The sequence below is a fragment of the Duganella sp. Root198D2 genome (assembly GCF_001428585.1).
Lineage (GTDB): Bacteria > Pseudomonadota > Gammaproteobacteria > Burkholderiales > Burkholderiaceae_D > Rugamonas.
In genome coordinates, this window is sequence record NZ_LMIC01000029.1 from 1 (window position 1) to 21,041 (window position 21,041).

A 21,041-nucleotide genomic window follows, 5' to 3' on the forward strand; every position below is an offset into this window, starting at 1 on the left:
CAGGTGTGGAAGTGCAGTAATGCATTAAGCTAACTGATACTAATTGCCCGTACGGCTTGTCCCTATAACCTTGCCGGTTATACAGCACTTGCCTGTGTTTGAGATACCCACTTTACTTCTTCCAGATTGCGCAGCGCGCCAGGCGCGCTGCACACAAGTCATGCTTGATGACCATAGCCAGTCGGTACCACCCCTTCCCATCCCGAACAGGACCGTGAAACGACTTGGCGCCGATGATAGTGCTGCAACCAGTGTGAAAGTAGGTTATCGTCAAGCTAATAATTCCTGGTGACGCGCCATGCGCGAACCAAGTACCGGTCAGTCTGATGACCACAGCAAGTCAGTCCCACCCCTTCCCATCCCGAACAGGACCGTGAAATGACTCTGCGCCGATGATAGTGCTGCAACCAGTGTGAAAGTAGGTTATCGTCAGACTAAGTAATAAGCCAAAAAGGCCCGCTAAACAGCGGGCCTTTTTGCTTTCTGTCATCGGTATGTCACTTCCGCTAGTTAAGCTGCGCCTTTTGAATTCCAGAGGCCAGCATGAAATCCCTGTCGCTCCTTCCATTAGCACTCGCCCTTGCCGCTTGCGGCGGCAACGGCAGCAGTGAACCCGAACCCGTCAAAACCTCCGTCAATGGCACCTTTGTCGATGCCGCTGTTGAAGGCGCGGACTATGTAGCCGGCACTGCAGCCAAGGCGGCTACTGGCGCCAAGGGCGAGTTCATTTGCAAGGAAGGCGACAACGTCAGCTTCAGCGTAGGCGGGATTGCCCTGGGCAGCGCCGCTTGCGCATCGATGATCACGCCGCTGCAACTGGCCGGCGTGACCGACGTGAAGGACGCCAAGGTGGTCAATCGCCTGCTGGCACTGCAACTGCTGGATGAAGACAATGATCCATCCAACGGCATCAAGATCACGGCGGAAGTGAAGGCCGCACTGGCCAGCAAGTCTGCCGATTTCGGTGCTGCTGCACCGGACTTCAACAAGGCCATGGCTGCCAACTTGGTTGCCGCCGGCACCGCGTATGCTGCGCGTGGCATCGATGATGATCGCCGCCAGTTGGTGCGCGAACACTTCGAAGATACGCTGGCCTCCAAAGTTGGTACGCCGGTGCAGGAATCGTTTACCCAGCCTGCTGCTTCCGTTACCGTGACCCGCTACCAGGTGCAGGCTGCGAGCAGCTTCTATATTCCATATGAAGGCAGTGATGCCAAGGTGAAGGCAGAGTTCCCGCAGGGTTTCCTGCCATCCTATGGTTCGGCGCTTGCCTTCAAGGGCGCGAATGCCAACGGCGACCTGGAATTCTATGGACTGACCGATCGTGGCCCGAACGGCGATGGTCCGAACGTGCCTAATCCAGGCGGCAGCGGAACCATGGGCGCCAAGATCTTCCCTGCGCCAAGCTTTACGCCATCGATCGGCATAATCACTGTCGGCAAGGGTGGCGCGGTGTTGAACACTTCATTGCCGATCAAGGTTTCTGCGACGACCAACAGCTCTGGCCTTGCCATTCCTGCTGGCACGCCGGGTAATTCCGCTGAAGTGCCGGTCTTTGATTCGATGAAATACGACGCGGCAACGAAGGCGGTGTTCAGCGCGAATGGCCTGGATACCGAAGCCATCGCCTTCGACAAGAAGCGCAATGCGCTGTGGGTGTCCGATGAATACGGCCCCTTCATCGTCAAGGTCGACGCGGCAAGTGGGGTGATCCAGTCGCGCTATGCGCCGGGCAGCGGCCTGCCTGCCATCTTTGCCAAGCGCCGCGCCAACCGCGGCATGGAAGGCATGGCCCTGGATACCGCAACCGACAAGCTGCATGGTTTCCTGCAAAGCCCACTGACCGATGGCAGCGCGCCGTATTCGGTAACCGGCAAGAGCGAACAGGTGGAGCGCTTTGCCCGCTTCACCCGCTGGATCGAGTTCGACCCGACGACCGGCAGCACCGGCCGCATGTTTGCCTACCCTTTGAATGGCGCCGAATATGCGGATGGCCGCACCGGCAACGCCAAGCTGGGCGACATGGTCGCACTGGGTAACGGCAAGTTCATCGTGATCGAGCAAGGAGCCGCGCCAGGCGGCAAGGTATTCAACAAGCTGATGCTGGTGGAAATCGGCAGCGCTACCGATATCAACGCCGCGGCATACAATCCGGCTACCTCCGACCTGGAAAAGAGCTCGATGGGCGCGGTGGCGGTGAATGGCGCCGACTGGTCCAAGGTGGTCACGCTGAAGAAAACCTTGCTGCTGGACCTGAACGCCATCGGCTGGCTGGCTGAAAAGGCGGAGGGCCTGACTATTGTCGACGGCAGCACGCTGGCTCTTGCGAATGACAATGACTTCGGCATGAAGACCAGAATCTTCACGCCGGCCGGTGAAGCGGTGGCCGATGCCGACGTCACCAAGTGCAATGTCGATGCAAACGGCACCATCATCACCAGCAGTGCAGCGGGCTGCAACGCGGCCAACACCATCCGCGTTGCGCGCGGCGACGACCGTGAGCGCCCAAGCCGCCTGTGGCTGATCAAGTTCTCGAAAGCACTGAATACCTATTGATGTTCGTGCGCCGCCTCCCTGCCGGCAGCAGCATAATGCCGGCAGGGAGGTGCGCGATGATTGAACTGGACGGTTCGACGGGCGAAGGCGGTGGGCAAATCCTGCGCACGTCGCTGACTTTGTCGATGATTACCGGACAGGCTTTCCGCATTCGTAATATCCGCGCCAACCGCCAGCCACCCGGCTTGCGGCGCCAGCACCTGTCGGCGGTACGCGCAGCAGCAATCGCCTGCTGCGCCTCTGTCTCCCACGCCGAAGTCGGCTCGACTTCCCTGGAATTCGAACCCGGCAGAGTAAGCGGCGGCGTGTACGACTTCGATATCGGCACTGCCGGCAGCACGACCCTGGTGCTGCAAACCCTGATCCCCGCGTTGTTATTTGCCGAGCAGCCTGCCACCGTGACCGTGACTGGCGGCACGCATAATCCGAAGGCGCCTCCAGCCGAATTCCTGCAACGCGCTTATTGCCGCGTGCTGGCGGCCATGGGGGCGAACGTCGAAATCGATATCGAACGTTATGGCTTTTACCCAGCCGGCGGCGGTAGCGTCTCGGCCAATGTGTGGCCATGCAAGCAGTTGCGCCGGCTCGATTTGCTCGACCGGGGCGGCTTGCAGCAGGCCTCTGCGCAAGCCATCGCGGCGCGCTTGCCGGCGCAGGTGGCGCAGCGCCAATACGCAACCGTGCGCAACTTGCTGGGATGGGGCGGGGAGCAAATGCGCGAAGTCCTGGCGCCTGTTTCTGCCAGCCCCGGTAATGCGGTCCTGCTGACCGTTGAAAGTGAAACGGTAACGGAGCTGTTCTCCGCCATCGGTGACCGCGGCGTGCGGGCCGAGGCGGTAGCGCGTGAGGCGGCGCTCGAGGCACGCCGCTACCTGGCTTCCAGTGCTGCGGTGGGCGAACACCTGGGGGACCAGTTGATGTTGCCGATGGCACTGGCGGGCGGTGGTTCCTATACGCTGGACCATGTGTCGCAACATGCGGTCACCAATGCCGAAGTGATCACCCATTTCCTGCCGGTGACGATCAGTTTCGAGCAGAGTGAACGTTTCAACACCTGCCACCTGCGCGCCAAGCTCTAACAGACCTGTTCCCATTCCAGGCCAAAGCGGGCCAGGTATTTTTTCAAACGATCGGCGTCGTTCGGCTTTGCTTTGCCAAGGCGCGAAGCGGCGAACAGCTTGCGGCCGGCATCGGACATGGTCTTCGACTGGCGGCAAACAGCGATGACGGATTCGAGTTGCACGCGATCGAACAAATCGATCTGCTCCAGGGCTTCTTCGTCGAACAGGCCATCGAGCGTCACCGTGGTTTTTGCGCCTTCCACCAACGGGCGCCACTGGCGCTGCAGTCGCGCTACTTCCGCAGTGACGAGCGGCGCGGTAATGCGCCCGGCGTCGGCCAGCGTTGCCATGCGCGTCACGGAAGCCGACAGGTCGCGGAAGTTGCCGTTCCATAGCGCATCCGGCGAGGCCGCAAAGCGCATGTACTGCTGGCGTGCCTCGCTATTGAAGCGCACCATGGAACCGTTCTCCGCGCCGAACTGCGCCAGCAGGTAGTCCAGGTTCGGTTCGATGTCTTCCGGCCGCTCGCCCAGTCCAGGCAGCGAGTAGGTCCACAGGTTGATGCGGGCGAACAGGTCCTCGCGGAAGCGGCCGGCAGCGACTTCACGCGCCAGGTCGCGGTTGGTGCCGGCGATCAGCTGGAAATCGCTGCGTACTTCATGGTCGCCACCCATAGGCAGGAAGCGCTTCTCTTCGACTGCCTTGAGTAGCATGGCTTGCTCGTCCAGCCCCAATTCGCCGATCTCGTCGAGGAACAGCAAGCCTTTGTGCGCGGTACGCAGCAGGCCGGGACGGTCCGATGCGGCGCCTGTGAAAGCCCCCTTCACGTGGCCGAACAGGGTTGAGCCGGCGCCGTCGCCATGCAGCGTGGCGCAATTGATCTCGACGAAAGCGCCGTCAACCTGGTGGCGCGCCTTCTTCAACTCGTACACGCGCCGCGCCAGGAAGGATTTGCCGGCCCCGGTTGGCCCCATCAGCAGCATCGGTGCGCGCGAACGCGCTGCCACGTGCTCGATCTCGTCGATCAGGAGGTTGAAGTGCGGGTTGCGGGTCGCGATGCCGGACTTCAGGAATTCCACGCCCTCGCGCTGCGCATTGGAGAAGCGCTGCGCAATCTGGTCGTAGCGCGACAGGTCCAGATCAATCAGCGTGTACTCGCCCATCTTGCCGGGAGCAACGCGGCGCGGTGGGGAAGTCTGCAGCAGGCGGCCGGGGAAGTAGCGCGCCTCCGTCATCAGGAACAGGCAAATCTGCGCGACGTGGGTACCGGTGGTGATGTGGACCCAGTATTCCTCGTTCTCGGTATCGAAGCGGTAATTGCGCGCGAAGTCGAAAAGCTGGCTGTAGACATCTTCGAAATCCCACCAGTCGCTGATCGGCAGCGTGTGGCGCTGCACCACCGTCTCGGGTGAAATGGTGTGCATGTCCTCCTCGACCTGCCGCGCCAGGCTGTCGTGATGAGCGCTGGCCAGCAGTTCGAACCGGTCGACCACCAGGTCTTCATGCTGCAGCAGCGAGATGCTCGGGCGCCATTTCTCCCATCGCGCCGGGGTGCGCGGTCCGCCGTCCAGTTGCGTGCCGAGGAAACCAAGGATGACTATCTTCTTTTTCATCGCGTATAAATATTTATCTTTTCAGATAATTTACCACATTCATTAATTTCCATGAATCTATATTTATCAATGACTTAGCAAGCTGGCACGCCCTTTGCAATGGTAGAGGTACGCAAAGACGAAAGGAGATCAAAATGGCGGAATCACAAATCAAGGCTTGGACCATCAGTGCCGGCGCAGTTGGCAAAAAAACCGTAAAACGCAGCTACGGCGGCGTGCACACGGCGATGAATATTTCCACCAGCCGCCGCCACACAACCGTCAGCTGGCATGCCGAGCCGCTCCCCGGCAAAGGCCGCACGGTATGGAATGGCGTGGTCTCCACCCTTGTCGGCGCAGATTAATCGTTAGAAGATGAGAGTTATGATGAAAGATAAAGAATTCGAAGTGATGGAAGTGTCGGGTGGTAGCCCGGTGAAGATGTGGACCAAGGGCGTGCCGGTTGAATCGGAAGCGCGCCAGCAATTGGCCAATACGGCCAAGATGCCCTTCATCTACAAGCATATTGCAGTGATGCCGGACGTCCACCTGGGTAAAGGTTCGACCATCGGTAGCGTGATCCCGACCCTGGGTGCGATTATCCCGGCGGCGGTCGGCGTGGATATCGGCTGCGGGATGATGGCCGCCAAGACCACGCTGAATGCGCGTGACCTGCCGGATAACCTGGGCCCACTGCGTAGCGCGATTGAAAAAGCGATCCCGCACGGCTTGACGCCGAAATTCCGCGGCCGCGACCGCGGTTCGTGGGAAAACCCTCCTTCGGCCGTGGATGTGGCATGGGGCCAGCTGAAGGATGAATTCGACGTGATCTGCCAGAAAACGCCGAAGCTGAAGAACACCAACAACTATCGCCACCTGGGTACCCTGGGTTCGGGTAACCACTTCGTTGAGGTGTGCCTGGATGAAGAAGGTTCGGTGTGGTTCATGCTGCACTCCGGCTCGCGCGGAGTGGGTAATGCCATCGGCTCCCACTTCATCGAACTGGCGCAGCAGGATATGCGCACCCATATCGCCAACCTGCCGGATAAAGACCTGGCCTACCTGGAAGAAGGTACCCAGCACTATGACGACTACGTTGAAGCGGTGGGCTGGGCGCAGAAATTCGCCCGCATGAACCGCGAGGTGATGATGCAGAACCTGATCGCGTCCGTGCGCACCGTCATCACCAAGCCGTTCCAGACGCACGTGGAAGCAGTGAACTGCCACCACAACTATGTGCAGAAAGAGCGCCACTTCGGTAAGGACGTGCTGGTGACCCGTAAGGGCGCGGTGTCGGCGCGTGAAGGCGAGCTGGGGATCATTCCGGGCTCGATGGGAGCCAAGAGCTTTATCGTGCGCGGTAAAGGCAACCCGGAGAGCTTCAATAGCTGCAGCCACGGCGCCGGCCGTACCATGAGCCGTAACGAGGCGAAGCGCCGCTTCTCGCTGGAAGACCAGGTGAAGGCGACCGAGGGCGTCGAGTGCCGCAAGGACGAAGGCGTGATCGACGAAATCCCGATGGCCTATAAGGACATCGAGGCGGTCATGAAGGCGCAGGAAGAGCTGGTTGAAGTTGTGCATACCCTGAAACAGGTGGTGTGCGTAAAAGGGTAAGAACAAGGATAAAAAGAAGAATGATTGAAATTGATGGATCCCAAGGGGAGGGCGGCGGCCAGGTGCTGCGCACTGCGCTGACGCTCTCGATGATTACCGGCCAGCCGTTCCGTATCTCGAACATCCGGGCCAATCGCTCGAAGCCGGGCTTGATGCGGCAGCACCTGGCTTCGGTCAAGGCGGCGGCCGAAATCTCCGGAGCGAAGGTTGAAGGCGATGCGCTGGGCTCGACCAGCCTGGCGTTCGCGCCGGGTGCGATCAAGGCTGGCGTGTATGAATTCCAGATCGGTACGGCAGGCAGCTCGACGCTGGTGCTGCAAACCGTGGTGCCGGCGCTGCTGTACGCACCGGGCGAGTCGGTAGTGCGCGTCAGCGGCGGCACTCATAATTCCAAGGCGCCGCCGGCGGAATTCCTGCAGCGCGCTTATGGCCGCGCCATGGCCGAGATGGGTGCGCAAGTTGAATTCGTGCTGGAGCGCGCGGGCTTTTATCCGGCGGGCGGCGGCGCGGTACGGGCCACCGTGAAGCCGCTGGCGACCTGGCGCCGATTGGCGCTGGAAGCACGCGGCGAACGGCGCGAAGCGTATGCGGAAAGCCTGGTCGCTGCCGTGCCGGGCGGCGTCGCCAAGCGCGAGCTCGATTGTGTGGCAAGCGCCATGGGCTGGTCCGGCGAGCAGTTGCGCTTCAGGACCCTGCCCGATAGCTGGGGCCCGGGCAACGCGCTGCTGATTACGCTGGACCACGAGCATGTGACGGAAGTCTTCGTCGCTTTCGGCGAAAAGGCCCGGCGCTCGGAGGAGGTGGCGCGCGACGCAGTGGCACAGGCTCGCCGCTTCATCGCATCGGGTGCTGCGGTCAGCGAGCATCTGGCGGACCAGTTGCTGGTCCCGATGGCGTTGGCCGGCGGCGGCAGCTTCACCATGGACGTGCTGTCGCAGCACACGCGCACCAACGCCGAAGTCATCGCGCGCTTCCTGCCGGTCTCGATCGCGTTCGAGAAGCGCGATACGTGCAGCCATTGCGAGGTAAAGCGTGGATGATCTGGTGCCGCATCCTCGTTATCGCGGGAAGCCGCCGCGTTCGCAACTCATACTCACAGAGCAGGAAGTGCGCGGGTCTTACTGGCGTTACGGTAGCGCACATATTTTTCCGCAGACAGCCCTTCGTGCCGACTTGAGTGTGCAGCGCTACGCGGTCTTTCCGCGTCCGTATTATGTGGACATGCTGAAAACCTGCGTCGAGTGTTCGCGTGCGTTCATATTCTATGCACGCGAGCAGCGAGACTGGTACGAAACGCGGGGATTCTTCATTGACGTCGATTGCGTGCGCTGTGTGGAGTGCCGTCGCAAGCAACGCGCGGACAAGCGCCATATGGAGCGCTACTCTGAGTTCCAGGCGCGCGACTCGCTGTCGCGCAAGGAAATGATGCACTTTGTGGATGACTGCATTTTCCTGTTCCAGCAGGGGAAACTGAAAAACCTGTCCCACCTGGGAAGGATCAAAAACGCAGCGTTGAAGCAGATACCCGAGTACGCGGGCACAAAAACGCTCCAGCTATTACTGCAATCCGCTCGCACGATTGGCGAAATTAGCTAGCTAATTTGGTTACTCCGTGGCAAAATTCGGCGTCGTTGTATTTAATATAACTTTGCTGGACCCGCCATGAACAAAAAGACTTTGGCCAAGATCGCCGCGGCAGTTGTTGTCGTTGCCGGCGGCGTTTTCGCCTACCGGGCTTTTGGCTGGGGCGCCATGAATGGCCCTGTCAACAGCCTGAAGATCGACCTGTCCAAGCCGGACGCGCTGGTCGTTACGACGAGCCTTTCCAGCCTGCCGCGTGATTTGCTGACCGTGCCGCTGGCGCGCGACGTGCTGCGCGAGGACTTCCTGTTTTATTACGAGCAGACCGAAGACCGCCTGGGCCTGAAGGGCAGCCTGCGCCGCATCGCCTACGAGCATGAACTGGGCTGGGGCGACCAGTTGATCCGCATGGTGCTGGACGAACCTGCGGAAGTGGCCATGTGGCGCGATGCCGATGGCTCGCTCAAACACTACGTGATCTCCGTTTCGCGCGGCAAGCTGGCGCGCGTGCTCGAGGAAGCGGGCAAAGTGGCGCTGAAGGATACGCAGCTTACCATCGCCGGCGAATTGCGCGTCGATGGCGACAAGGTGCCGGTGTATGCGTTGAACTATGCCTACCAGCGCAACCTGCTGTTCGCGGCGCACGGCGACCGCATGGTGATCCTGTCCAACCCGGGCATGCTGTATGGTTCCGATCGCAAGGTGAGCGACGATACGGCGCAAACCACCGTCGCCAAGCTGCTGGGCAAGGACGCCGCGCAGCAGAAGGTCTTCCACGACCAGTTCCACTTTGAGAAGGCGGCGCAGGATGGCCACAGCATCGCCATCAAGGCCGATTTCCTGTCCTTTGGCTACCAGCCGTTCTTCAGCGGCCTGGAGGCACTGCGCTTCGATTTCAGCAAGGGCGCCTGGCGCTCGCAGATGCTGCTCGACGCGGCAAAACTGCCAAAGGATGGCTATGACAGCAGTGCCCTGTGGAGCGCGCTGCCATACAACCCAAGCAGCTGCTTCGCGCTGCCGGTGGACTGGACCAGCCTGCAGCCGGTGCTGAAAAGCATCGGCGGCAAGACCAGCCAGCCGGTACTGCCGCTTGCGACCGAGCTGAGTGGCCCTGTCGCCGCTTGCTGGTACGGCAACTCCCGCCTGCACACGCCGGTATTCGTGGCTAACCGCGCCGGCGGCAATGAGGCGCTGTTCGAAAGCCTATTCCAGACGGCGATCCGCGACGGCAAGAGCGTCCAGAAACAGCAAGGCAAGAAGGGCGAATTGCGTTGGAGTGGGGCGGTTTCCACCGCGCAGGGCGCTACCACGCCAACGCTGGCCATCAGCGGCAACACGGTGGTGTTTTCGGCGGACGGCAAGCTGGTTGACCAGGTGCTGGCCGTGAAGCGCAAGGAAATGCCCGCCGCTTCGGACTTGCTGCCGGACGCCAAACACACCGTTGGCATGATCGCTCCGGCCTCCCTGGCCAGGCTGATCGAAGTGGAGAGCTTCAACACCCTGCCTAGCCAGCGCGAGCCCGTGCTGCGAGGCGCGGTCGATGCTCACCTGGTGCCGCGCCTGCAAGCGCTGAAAAAATACCCGCCTTACCGCATGGTGCTGAAGTCCGTGCCGGCCAAGGGCATTGCGTGGCAGCCGCTGGAATGGCAGGCAACGGGCAAATGAAGCGCCGCAGTACGCTGCGCCTGCTGGCAGCTTGCGCCGCCGCCGTAGCGGCGCCGCAGGTGCTGGCGCTGACCAGCGCCAGGGATGCGCAGGTTCGCCTGTCGCAGGCACAGTCGCGCGCCTTCCAGGCGTGGATGCTGCGCATTATCAGCGCCCAGGTCGAACAAGGACCGTCGCCGCGCTGGCAGCATCGCGACTGCGCGGGCCTGGTGCGCTTTGCCGTCAACGAAGCCTTGTCAGCGCATGACGCCAGGTGGATGCGCGCCAACGGCATCGCCAGCGACCGCCGCCTGCCGCCTGAACTGGACTTGACGCCGCAGCAGGCGGCTTTGCGCAACCGCTGGCTGCAAGGCGAGGGCAAGGTAGGGCCTTTCGTCACGGCGCTGGCTCTGGTACAGCACAACAGCCGCTTTGTGGCGCGCGAGATCAGCCAGGCGCTCCCGGGCGACCTGCTGTTCTACGACCAGGGCGACGAACAACATTTGATGGTGTGGATGGGGGCGCATATCGCTTACCACACGGGCACCGTCACCCCAACAGATAACGGTCTTCGTACCGTCGATATTCAACAACTAACGACATGGAAGGACACGCGGTGGCAACCAGCGGTCAACAATCCCAACTTCGCCGGCGTATTCCGGCTGTCATTTCTGTCCTGAAGCTGTGCCTCGCAGGCCTGCTGGCGCTGACTGCGCTGGCAGGTGCGCAAGCACAGGAGGCACCGTCCAGCGGCTACACGCTGTTCAAGGGAGAGCCATTCTTCCTCCTGTCCGATGCCAGCTATGGCAGCACGGATGAAGCGCGCGTGCGCCTGGAGGTGCCGGGCCGCGACTTCGGGCGCTCGCAGCTGGAACAGTATTCCGGCGCCGACATCGTGGTTTACCGCGTGCCGCAGCCGCTGGAGTTCCTGAAGAAGCAGCGCAACCTGCACCGCGTGCAGGTGGACGGTAATTACCAGGGCGAGGGCCTGGCCAATGCCCTGAGCTTCCTGTGGGATAGCTGGTGGAAGCAGTCGCGCCTGGCATGGCGCAGCATCTTCTCGTCCGAGGCACGCCACGCCGTGACCACCAACCAGCCCAGGCTGGCGACGAACGGCGAAGCAATGAAGCGCGCCACCGTGTTTGCCAGCAATCCCCAGTACAAGCCGATCAAGGGCTTCGAGATGGTGGACAGCTTCCGCTATCCAATCTGGCAGGCGAAGGCGATCGAGCCGCCGAAGGGCGTGAAGATGGACGGCTCCAGCAGCGAATTCATTGCAGGCAATAGCGGCAATGTGATGATCCCGGTCGGCAAGCGCAAGCCGGGCCTGTACCTGGTGGAAGCCATTATCGGCCAGCACCGCGCTACCACCCTGGTATTCGTCTCCGACACCATGGCGGTGACCAAGGTGTCGTCCGGCCAGATGCTGGTATGGGCCGCGCGCCGCGACAACAGCGCAGCCGTGGCGGATGCCGACGTGATGTGGACCGACGGCACCGGCGTGCTCCAATCCGGCAGGACCGCCAAGGATGGCGTGGTGTCGATGGAGCGCAGCAGCCCTGAGCACACCTATGTGATCGGCGAAGACCGCAGCGGCGGCGTGTTCGTGTCGGAAAACTTCTACTACGACAGCGAGATCTATAACACCAAGATGTATGCGGTGACCGATCGTCCGCTGTACCGTCCGGGCGACGAAGTGAACGTCAAGTTCCTCGGCCGCGAATTCAAATCGGCGCGCCTGTCTCAAGCGGCAGCTGCCGCGCCTATCGGCCTGACCGTGTTCGATCCGAACGGCACGCCGGTGCTGACGCAAACCCTGCAGCTGTCCCCGGAAACGGGTACGGAAGCCCGCTTCCGCCTGCCGGAGCAGGCTGCTGCCGGCGGCTATGAGCTGCGTTTCAGCTACAAGGACGGCCTGTACGGCGCGGCTTTCCGCGTGGCGGAATACGTCAAGCCGCACTTCGAAATCAATGTCCAGCCGGCCAAGCCGGAATTCAAGACCGGCGAAAAAGTCAGCGGCACCATTTCGCTGCGCTACCCGGACGGCAAGCCGGTCAAGAATGCCAAGCTGTCGCTGTCCCTGCGCGGCCAGCAGAACACCATGGTGGAAGGCGAGCTGCGTTACAGCGGCCTGTTCCCCGTGCAGTTGAAGTCCGAGGAGGCGGAAACCGACCGCAGCGGCGACTACGCTTTCACGCTGCCGCCAGCGACGGACCCGTCGCGCTACGTACTGACCGTGATGGCAACCGACGGCGCGGCTTACCGCGTCAAGGCCACGCGCGAGCTGATGATCGAACGCTCCATCAGCAGCTACCAGCTGAAGGCGGCGCGTTCCTTCTCCGAACCAGGCCAGCAGGTGCACTTCGACCTGGTGGCCGATGGCCAGGGGGCCGCACGCCCGGTGCGCTGGGAGATGGTGCAGCTCGAAAAGCAGGAAAAGACCGAAGGCAAATTCGATCCGGCCGCCAAGGGCTGGGATGTGAACTTCGCCAAGGCGGGCTCCTACCAGCTTTCGCTGCGCGATGAGCGCGGCAACCTGCTGGCAGGCGCCAGCCATTGGGTCAGCGGCGAAGGCTTGCAGGCCGCGCCGGGCAGCATCGAGATCGTGATGGACAAGGCGCGCTATCGCCCAGGTGAGACCGCCGAAGCGCTGGTGACCTTCTCCGACCCTATCGACCAGGCCTTGCTGACCATGGAGCGCGACAAGGTCGAGCAGTATGGCCTGATGAGTGGCGGCGCAGACTGGTACCAGGCCAAGCGCGTGGCGAAGAACCAGTGGCGCGTGCGCATTCCTGTGAAGGAGGAGCATGGCCCGAACATGACCTTCTCCGTGGCCTACACGCGCAACGGCGACTTCGTGTTCCAGAACGCCGGCCTGCAGGTGATCGAGCCGCGCATTGCGCTGAGCTTCAAGACCGACAAGGAGGTTTACCAGCCGGGCGAAAAAGTCACGCTGGACGTGACGGCGCAGCTCGATGGCAAGCCGCTGTCCACCCTGGTGGCGCTGGGCGTGGTGGATGAAATGATCTACGTCCTGCAGCCGGAAATCGCACCCGATATTTCGGACTTCTTCTATCATCCGCGCCGCAACAATGTACGCACCACGGCCAGCCTGTCCTTCATCAGCTACGACATGGCGCAGGGCCGCCAACAGAACGTGCCGGGGCGCCATAACTACAACGAGCGTGGCGTGAAAGTGCTGGAACGCCCGCGCCGCGACAACGTCGATACCGCCTTCTGGGCGCCGTCGTTGAAGACCGACGCCGACGGCAAGGCGCGCGTTACCTTCACTATGCCGGATGCCCTGACCCGCTGGCGCATCACCGGCCGCGCGATGGATGCGCAGGGCCGCGTTGGCCAGCGCACCGGCTACCTGCGCTCCGACAAGTCCTTCTACTCCAAGTGGACCGCACCGGACTGGCTGCGCACCGGCGATGCGCCGCGCGCATCCGTCGCCATCTTCAACCAGACCAGCGAGACGAAGCCGCTGGAAGTGACGCTCTCCGGTGGTCCGCAACCCAAGGTGGAGAAGCTCTCTGCCAAGCCTGGCGTGAATTACGTTGAGTTCCCGGTTGCAGTCGGTAGCGCACCGCTGCGCCTGGAAGTGAAGCAGGACGGCAAACTGGTGGATGCGCTCGACACCAAGGTGCAGGAGCAGCCTGCCGCCTGGAGCAGCCCGCGCAGCATGAGCGTGACGCTGGCCGGCACCGACAACGCGTTGAAACTGCCGGCCGATGCACGCAATATCCGCGTCTCGTTCGCGCAAGGCGCTGCAAGCCACTTTGCCCGCATTGCCGATGACCTGATCGAGTACCCATACGGCTGCGTGGAACAGACGGCCAGCCGCCTGATCCCGCTGACCATGGCAGCGCAAAGCATGCCAGCGGACGCCGGCCCAGTACGCGAGCGCCTGATGGCGATCATGCAGGCGCAGCGCCTGCGCCTGGTCTCGATGGCCGGCCCGAATGCGATCTTCAGCTGGTGGGGCCCGGCAACGCAGGGCGATGCACTGATGACGTCCTACGCCTACTACGCCGACTGGTATGCTTCGCGCGCCCTGCGCCTGGAGCTGCCGGGCGAGCACTGGAACAACCTGGTCAGCGTCTATACCGAGCATGGCAAGAATAATGGCCCGCTGGAGCGCGCCATGAGCTTGTGGATGATGCATGAAATGGGCTTGCCAACGAAGACGCTGGCGGAAAGCCTGGTTGCCGATAGTGCCAACCTGGACGTCGGCTCCGCACCGCGCAAGCAAGGCGTCACCAGCAGCGTCCTGCTGGCGGATGGCCAGGACAGCGTAACGCGCGCCATGGCGGTCGGCCTGGCATCGGTTGTCGCAGCGCAGAACGGCATCGCCTTGCCGCCGGCCTTGCAGCAGCAGTTGCCGCAGGCATGGGCCGCACTGCACGCCTCGCCGGCGCCGGTAGCGCAGGCCCTGCTGATGCTGGCCGGCGAACTGCCTGCCGCGCAAGCTGACGCCGTGCTGTCGTCCGTGCGTGCCGACATGCCGACCATGGACCGGGCACTGACCCTGGTCTGGGTGCAGAAGAAACTGGGCGGCTCGCCTGCCGCAAGGCCGCCTGTCGCCGCCGTGGAAGGCGCATGGCAGCAACTGGATAGCCGCAGCGGCCAGCCGGTATGGCGCTGGACCGACGCCAAGGCGCTGCCGGAGCAACTGAAGCTGGCGCAAGCCGCGCCGGCCGGTACCGTCGCCATCGTGCAATACGACAGCCGCGCCGTCGAACAGCACGCGCTGGACGTCGGCATCGAGCGCCGTATCCTGCGCATTAAGGCCGGCTCCAAGGGCTACACCATGGAACTGGTCAAGCCGGGCGAAGCATTGCGCACGGACGAACTGTACATGGACGAAATCAAGCTCAAGGCAGGCAGCGCTTCGCATCGTTTCGGCCTGCTGGAAGTGGCCCTGCCGCCGGGCGCAATGGTTGAATCGACCACCTGGGGCATGAAGCTGGCGGGCGACGAGCCGGTGCAGCTGGAGCGCGCGCGCCACGTCGAGCGCCGCGACGGCTATGCCGTGCCGATCGAGCCGCTGAGCGGCGAAGTCGTCGTGCGCCACCTGCTGCGCTTCGGCCAGAAAGGCAGCTACACCTTGCCGCCAACGCGCTTCCACCGCATGTACCAGCCGGAGCAAAAAGCCTTCGAGGGCGGCGGCAAGACCACGCGTACGCTGAAAGTCGAGTAATGCTGCAACGCCTGCTGCCCGCCTTGTTGTTGGCCAGCGCCGCGCCTGTCGCGGCGGCGGCCTCGCTCGACCTGGCGTGGTGGCGTGACGGCAAGGTACAGGCAGTGCAACTGCAGCAACGCAGCGCATCGGCGCTGCAGCCGATGGCCGCCAGCTCGGAGATCCCGCTTGGCAGCCTGTGGAAGCTGTTTGTCTACGTCTACGCGGTGGACAGCAAGCTTGCTACGCCGGACTACAATTGCGGCGGCCGCAAGCAGGAGGAAGTGTATTGCTGCGACGCCGGCGGCAGCGTAAGCCGCGATGCCGCGCTGGCGCAGTCCTGCGGCCTGTTCTTCGCGCCGGAGCGCCTGGGCATTGCGCAGAAACCGTGGCAGGAATACTGGAAGCGCCGCCTTGGCAGCATACCTGCCGGCGAATTCGCCTGGCTGGCCGATCCCGCGCGGCTGGAGCCGGCGCGGTTGGTCACGCTCGGCAGCCTGCTGCGCGTTTTGGCCAGCATTCCGGCTGCCAGCCGTACCGAAGCCGAGGCGGCCTTGCTGCGCGTGGTGCTGGATGGCCGCGGCGCGGGCAGTGTACGCTGGTTCGGCAGCCAGCTGCGCGTGAAAACCTATTCCTGGCACCATCCCAAGAACGAGGATGCAAGGCTGGGCGGCGCGGCGGGCTGGCTGGCCGACGGCACTCCAGTATGGTTCGGCGGCAGCGACAGCAGCACCGGCATCTTCCAGAAATGGGCACCGCAAATCGCCGCAGCGCTGCCGCCGGTGCAGCCGGCGGAAGACAGCGGCTGCGTAGTGGTCGATTATTTCACCCGCTACCCGGTGCGTGCCGTGCGTACGGCGAACGGCCTGGCTGGGCCGGGTGCGCTGAGCGGCCGCTACGTGGTGCAGTTCGAGAACGGCAAGAGCCTGCCGATCCGCAGCAGCGGTGAGCTGTCGCTTGCCGCCGCGGCAAACGGCAAGCTGCAGGTTCGCGGCCGCATGGGCGTGAACGAATATGTGGCGCGCGTGATCGACCGTGAAGCAAGCACCACTGAGATGGAGGCCGCGCGTGCCTTCGCCGTCGCCGCCCGCAGCTACCTGCAGCAGAACGCGCGCCGTGCGGAGTCCTGCCAGTTCATTACGGACAGCAGCGCCACACAGCGCGTCAGCCCCAATCCGGCCAGCGCCGCCGCCCTGGAGGTTGCACGCTGGACCGACCAGCTGGTGCTGGACGGCGCACAAGTGCGCTACCACAGCAGCAAAGCCGGAGCCAACGTCCTGGCCTGGAGCGATGCCCAGGCACAGGCGCGCGCCGGCAGGAGTTTTGATGACATCCTGGCGGCGGCCTATCCCGGCACCACCCTCGCCATTGCAGGCAACACCGGCACCGCTTGTGCGCGGCTGGCAAAGAATGAGCAATGGCTGGCCTATGCATTGCCGCGCTGGGAGCGCATGCTGCGCCGCGAAGACGGTTATGAGGCGCCGGCGCAAATGCCTGTCGTTTGCGCCTTGAGCGCCGGTTCGCCATATTCCGAGCAGTCGCGCAACCGCATTTTCATGCGGCCGCTAAGCGCGCGCGAAGACCGTATCACGCTGGCGCATGAATACCTGCACATCGGCCTGCGCCGCCACCCGCGCGGGCAGGATGAAGATTATGTGGAGCGCCTGGCGCGCCGCCTGAACGACCTCTCCCTGGAGGCTATGTGAAAACATGCATCCAATATATTGCCGCACTGATGCTGGCGCTGGCCGCCGCGCCGCTGCTGGCGCAGGACAAGACCATGACCGGGCCGGTCGGCGGCTGGAACCGGGCCGGCATGACCGACAAGTCCGGCGAGCTCGCCGTCAGCTACCCGTATTCGCTGATCGACCGCGGCGCCCAGAAGAACCGCACCATGATCCGCGGCCAGCTGGAAAAAATCAGCACCAAGCGGCCCTTCCATCAACTGATCGTGAACGGCAACCCGACACCGTTGTACACCGACCAGGAGGGCCGTTATGCACGCGGCTATGCCTTCGGCTCCGGTTCCAACAGCGTGGAAATCCGTTCGCCGGACGGCAAATCGCTGAAGCGCATGCAGTTCTACGAAACGGACGCCGGCCGGCCGCAGCCGCGGCTGCGCATCATTGGCGCCTGGGACGACAACCAGGCCGAGATCGACCTGCACATCATCACGCCTGACGGCCAGCACGCCTTCTTTGCCAATCCGTTCCTGTCCAATGGCGGCGGGCTGGATGCGGATAGCGTAGACGGCCCCGGGCCGGAGATGTTCACCATGACTTCGCCGCTGCACGGCACCTACCAGGTGTGGGTGAACTATTGGGGCAATTTCGGCGACTCGGGCTATCACTTTGACGAAGCGACGCGCCAGCGCCCCATCATCACTACCCGCATCACCCTGGTCTTCAACGAAAACACGCCCAGCGAAAAGCGGCAGGACTTCGTTGTCCCACTGCGCAAGATCGGCGACCTGACCCTTGTTAAATCCTTTGTATATTGAACACATGAAGAAACTCTGCCTCCCGCTATTGCTGTTGCCCGCATGCGCCATGGCGCAAGTGAGCATTGAGTCGCCAAAAAGCGGCTGGCGCCATTCGGGCGGCAGCGAGGAGCAGTACAGCCAGACTGTGAATTACCCGGCATCCGTCGTGAACATGCAGCCGGGGCAGGCCGAAACGGCGCAGATCCGCGGCAAGATCGCGGGCGCAGGCCGGAACAAGCCGGCCAAGCTGATCGTCAACGGCGTGGCCATGCCGCTTGAATTGCAGGAAGACGGCAGCTTTGCGCGCCCATACATCTTCGGTCCCGGCTCGAACGGCGTCGAAGTGCGTTCAGCGGACGGCAAGAGCCGTGCGCGCAGCCAGTTCTACGACAGCTACAGCGGCAAGACCAAGTCGCGCCTGCGCGTTGTGCTGTCATGGGACAGTCCGGGCACCGATGTCGACCTGCACGTGATAACGCCCAATGGCGGCCACTCCTGGTTCGGCCAGCGCATGCTGCCCGACGGCAGCGGACTGGATGTCGACGTAACCGGCGGCTATGGCCCGGAAATCTATTCCAGCCCGGCGCCGGCCAAGGGTAATTACCATGTCTACGTCAACTACTACGGCGGCAATTCCGAGAAGCAGGTGATTACCGTTGCCACCGTCTCTGTCATCACCAACGAGAATACGCCAAGCGAGAAGCAGCAAACCTTCATGGTACCCCTGCGTGCCCCGGGCGAGCTGACCCTGGTGAAATCCTTCGTCTATCCCTAAAACTGGTAGCGGGCGGAGACGCCTGCGACCCAGTTTCGGCCTGGCGCTCCCTCGTAGTAGCGTTTGTTGGCATCGCCAACGATGACGGATCCGACATACTGTTTGCCGGCCAGGTTATTCAGGCGAACGTATTCACTGACGCGCCATTCTGCTCCAGCCTGTACCGCGGTCAGGCGAAGATTCAGCAGGCCGTAGCCTGGAGCGGCCCGCTCGGTATTGCTGTCTTCCGCATAAACCTTGGCACTGGCCACGCCTTCCAGCGCTGCGCCCCAGCGGCCACCGCTTTCCCGCCAAGCCAGTTCGCCGAAACCGTAGGCACGCGCCACGCCGGGCAGGTGCGCGCCATTCTCGTAGGTGGCGCGCAGTGATGTCAGGGCAATACGCGAGCTGAATCCTGCGCCCCATGCGGTGTCGAAAGACATTTCCACGCCTTTTCGGACGGTACGAGCCGCATTGCGGTAGCTGGTACGTCCCCCGACCGAGGAGTCCACTATCAGCTCGTCGCTGGTACGAATTTCGAAGAGGGCGGCATCGATCCTGGCGCCTGGCGCCAGGATGGCCTTGGCACCACCTTCGACGTGCTTGCTGCGCGCGGGCCGGAGGTTGAAATTAAACCCGGCACCGCCGCCGGAATAAAATAGCTCGTTCAGCGTCGGTGCCTCGAAGCCGCGTGCGGCACTGACGTAGAAGTTCAGTGACGGCGTTGCGTGGTAAAGCACCGCCGCTAACGGCGTGACCTGGCTGAAGCGCAGTTTGCCGCTGTCGTCGCCATTGCTGGTGAAGCGATCCGTCACCGAGACGCTGATTCGGCTGCGGCGCAAGCCGGCTGTTACTTGCCAGCGCTCTTCCTGCCATTCCGCCTGGGCATAGGGGTCGACATTGGACACTGAGTCGTCTTCGTCGCGGCGCAGCCGGCCCTTCACGCCCAGTGTGGTTCCCGAAAAATTCTCGTACCCTTTGCGGTCGTCCGTCGCGGCCCCATATTCAACGCCCGCTGAAGTTGTGAGCATGCCATTGGCGAGCCGCAGCACGCTCTGCCAGCGTACCTCTCCGCCGTGAAAGTCGCGATCGAAGTCGACAACGCCACCAGAGTGCGTCGCCGGAGCCTGGAAGCCCCGCGAGAAAGATTGGTACTGTACTACTCGGCGGTTTCCTGTATAGGCGGCGAGCAGCAGCCTGGCGTCGCCGATCGGTTGTTCCCAGGTGATCCCCGCCTGCTGGTGGTTGATGCTTTTACGCGTGTCGTAGCGCTCGGCCAGCGTACGCTTGGGCGCTAAGGTGTCGGTGGCATCGGTCTCACCCGCGCGTGGATCGAGCTGCCAGGTCGCCCAAGTCACGCCCAGCGGGTCCTGCGTGGCCTTCTGGCGCAGGCCAGTCGCGACCAGCGTCAGCTTTCCGCCGCCGCCGACATGCATGTTCAACTTTGCGTGTGCTTGCTCACGCGTAGCGGCACTATGATTGCGAAAGCCGTCAGTTTGAAAGCGCGAGGCATCGAGTGCGTAGCCGACGCCATCGGCCTTGCCCTGAGCAGACATGTCTATCTTTTGAAGACCGTCGCTGCCGGCGCTGGAGCTGGTTTCCAGCGTCGGGCGCCCTTTGCCTTCGCGTGTGAATAACTGTATTACACCGCCGGAATGGTTACCATACAGGGCCGAGAATGGGCCGCGCAGTACTTCAATGCGTTCTGCCATATCCAGGTTGAAGGTCGCTGCCTGTCCTTGTCCATCCGGCATGCTGGCCGGGATTCCATCCGCAATAAGGCGCACACCGCGAACGCCGAAAGCGGAGCGCGCGCCGAAGCCGCGAGAAGAGATCTGCAAATCCTGCGCATAATTCTGCCGATTCTGGACCACCAGGCCCGGCACAGCGGCCAGGGCTTCGGAGGCGTTGACCCGTGGTTGGCCTTCATGAATGCGGCCGGCCCCCAGTACATCGATTGCGGCGGGAACGTCGAAGCTCGCGCGTTCCGAACGCGTGGCACTCACAACGACGATTGGCAATTGCTCAGGTATTTGAATGTAAGGCATGGGAGAAACTATACATCTCCCCTTGCAGAGGTGAATTTCGTTTGCTATAGTTCTGTCCCTCGCAACGCAACACTGTTAAAACAGTAAGCGAAACGAGAAAAAGAAGGGGTTGACGAGTTGCACGCTGTACCGCATAATCTCGCTTCTCTGCTGCTGACGAACACAACGCTTCGTCGAATAAACAAGGCAGCGATCTTTAAAAATCAACAGTCGATAAGTGTGGGCGTTTGACGANTATAGTTCTGTCCCTCGCAACGCAACACTGTTAAAACAGTAAGCGAAACGAGAAAAAGAAGGGGTTGACGAGTTGCACGCTGTACCGCATAATCTCGCTTCTCTGCTGCTGACGAACACAACGCTTCGTCGAATAAACAAGGCAGCGATCTTTAAAAATCAACAGTCGATAAGTGTGGGCGTTTGACGATATTGCCACGAACCTTCGGGTTCGATGCTCAAAATATAGTTATACGCTCGCACAAATATATTAAACGTAATAAGCCCAGGCCCACGTGGGCGCCATGGCCGAT

General features: G+C 62.3%; 14 protein-coding genes and 2 rRNA genes. 14 read left to right on the top strand and 2 right to left on the bottom strand.

Annotation, left to right across the window (positions count from 1 at the left end; genetic code table 11):
• Window positions 1-163 precede the first annotated feature (163 nt).
• The 4 genes from rrf (ASE26_RS19830) to rtcA (ASE26_RS19845) all read left to right on the top strand — a co-directional run bounded on the left by rrf (ASE26_RS19830) (window position 164) and on the right by rtcA (ASE26_RS19845) (window position 3,635).
• Window positions 164-276, top strand: a 5S ribosomal RNA gene (gene rrf / locus ASE26_RS19830).
• A 46-nt stretch (window positions 277-322) separates the two neighbouring features.
• Window positions 323-435, top strand: a 5S ribosomal RNA gene (rrf, locus tag ASE26_RS19835).
• Window positions 436-543: 108 nt separating this feature from the next.
• Window positions 544-2,556, top strand: a complete 2,013-nt coding sequence (locus ASE26_RS19840; RefSeq protein ID WP_057246807.1) for an esterase-like activity of phytase family protein — start codon at window positions 544-546, stop codon at window positions 2,554-2,556.
• A 56-nt stretch (window positions 2,557-2,612) separates the two neighbouring features.
• Entirely contained in the window at window positions 2,613-3,635 is a 1,023-nt protein-coding gene (gene rtcA, locus ASE26_RS19845; protein ID WP_057246808.1) for an RNA 3'-terminal phosphate cyclase, read from the top strand.
• On the opposite strand, the gene rtcR is transcribed toward rtcA (ASE26_RS19845), so the two are convergent.
• On the bottom strand, window positions 3,632-5,230 hold the full coding sequence (gene rtcR / locus ASE26_RS19850) for an RNA repair transcriptional activator RtcR (protein ID WP_057246809.1): 1,599 nt from the start codon (window positions 5,228-5,230) through the stop codon (window positions 3,632-3,634). The genes rtcA (ASE26_RS19845) and rtcR overlap by 4 nt on opposite strands.
• Window positions 5,231-5,364: 134 nt before the next feature.
• Here rtcR and ASE26_RS19855 point away from each other — a divergent pair, with 134 nt between their 5' ends.
• The 10 genes from ASE26_RS19855 (at window position 5,365) to ASE26_RS19900 (ending at window position 18,487) form a co-directional block, all read left to right on the top strand.
• On the top strand, window positions 5,365-5,574 hold the full coding sequence (locus tag ASE26_RS19855) for a hypothetical protein (RefSeq protein WP_055932083.1): 210 nt from the start codon (window positions 5,365-5,367) through the stop codon (window positions 5,572-5,574).
• A 22-nt stretch (window positions 5,575-5,596) separates the two neighbouring features.
• Window positions 5,597-6,823, top strand: coding sequence for an RtcB family protein (locus ASE26_RS19860; protein WP_156398017.1), 1,227 nt, complete (start codon window positions 5,597-5,599; stop codon window positions 6,821-6,823).
• A 20-nt stretch (window positions 6,824-6,843) separates the two neighbouring features.
• On the top strand, window positions 6,844-7,863 hold the full coding sequence (rtcA, locus tag ASE26_RS19865; protein ID WP_055932088.1) for an RNA 3'-terminal phosphate cyclase: 1,020 nt from the start codon (window positions 6,844-6,846) through the stop codon (window positions 7,861-7,863).
• Window positions 7,856-8,419, top strand: a complete 564-nt coding sequence (locus ASE26_RS19870) for a zinc-ribbon domain containing protein (RefSeq protein WP_055932091.1) — start codon at window positions 7,856-7,858, stop codon at window positions 8,417-8,419. Before rtcA (ASE26_RS19865) ends, ASE26_RS19870 begins: the two co-directional genes overlap by 8 nt.
• Window positions 8,420-8,485: 66 nt before the next feature.
• Window positions 8,486-10,069: a DUF2138 family protein gene (locus ASE26_RS19875; protein ID WP_057246811.1), complete on the top strand. Its 1,584-nt coding sequence runs from the start codon at window positions 8,486-8,488 to the stop codon at window positions 10,067-10,069.
• Complete coding sequence (locus ASE26_RS19880; RefSeq protein ID WP_229208189.1) at window positions 10,066-10,728, top strand: DUF1175 family protein; 663 nt, start codon at window positions 10,066-10,068, stop codon at window positions 10,726-10,728. Before ASE26_RS19875 ends, ASE26_RS19880 begins: the two co-directional genes overlap by 4 nt.
• Entirely contained in the window at window positions 10,665-15,251 is a 4,587-nt protein-coding gene (locus ASE26_RS19885; RefSeq protein ID WP_229208190.1) for an alpha-2-macroglobulin, read from the top strand. The genes ASE26_RS19880 and ASE26_RS19885 overlap by 64 nt, the downstream gene beginning before the upstream one ends.
• Window positions 15,251-16,936 carry a DUF2300 domain-containing protein gene (locus ASE26_RS19890; protein ID WP_057246813.1) on the top strand — a complete coding sequence of 562 codons (1,686 nt, stop codon included), beginning with the start codon at window positions 15,251-15,253 and terminating at the stop codon, window positions 16,934-16,936. Before ASE26_RS19885 ends, ASE26_RS19890 begins: the two co-directional genes overlap by 1 nt.
• Window positions 16,933-17,730 (top strand): YfaP family protein, encoded by a 798-nt coding sequence (locus ASE26_RS19895; protein WP_229208191.1) that lies wholly within the window; start codon window positions 16,933-16,935, stop codon window positions 17,728-17,730. Before ASE26_RS19890 ends, ASE26_RS19895 begins: the two co-directional genes overlap by 4 nt.
• 4 nt (window positions 17,731-17,734) lie before the next feature.
• Window positions 17,735-18,487 carry a YfaP family protein gene (locus ASE26_RS19900; protein ID WP_055932102.1) on the top strand — a complete coding sequence of 251 codons (753 nt, stop codon included), beginning with the start codon at window positions 17,735-17,737 and terminating at the stop codon, window positions 18,485-18,487.
• Here the strand turns inward: ASE26_RS19900 and ASE26_RS19905 are convergent.
• Window positions 18,484-20,514: a TonB-dependent receptor gene (locus tag ASE26_RS19905; RefSeq protein ID WP_055932105.1), complete on the bottom strand. Its 2,031-nt coding sequence runs from the start codon at window positions 20,512-20,514 to the stop codon at window positions 18,484-18,486. The genes ASE26_RS19900 and ASE26_RS19905 overlap by 4 nt on opposite strands.
• Between the last annotated feature and the right edge of the window lie 527 nt (window positions 20,515-21,041).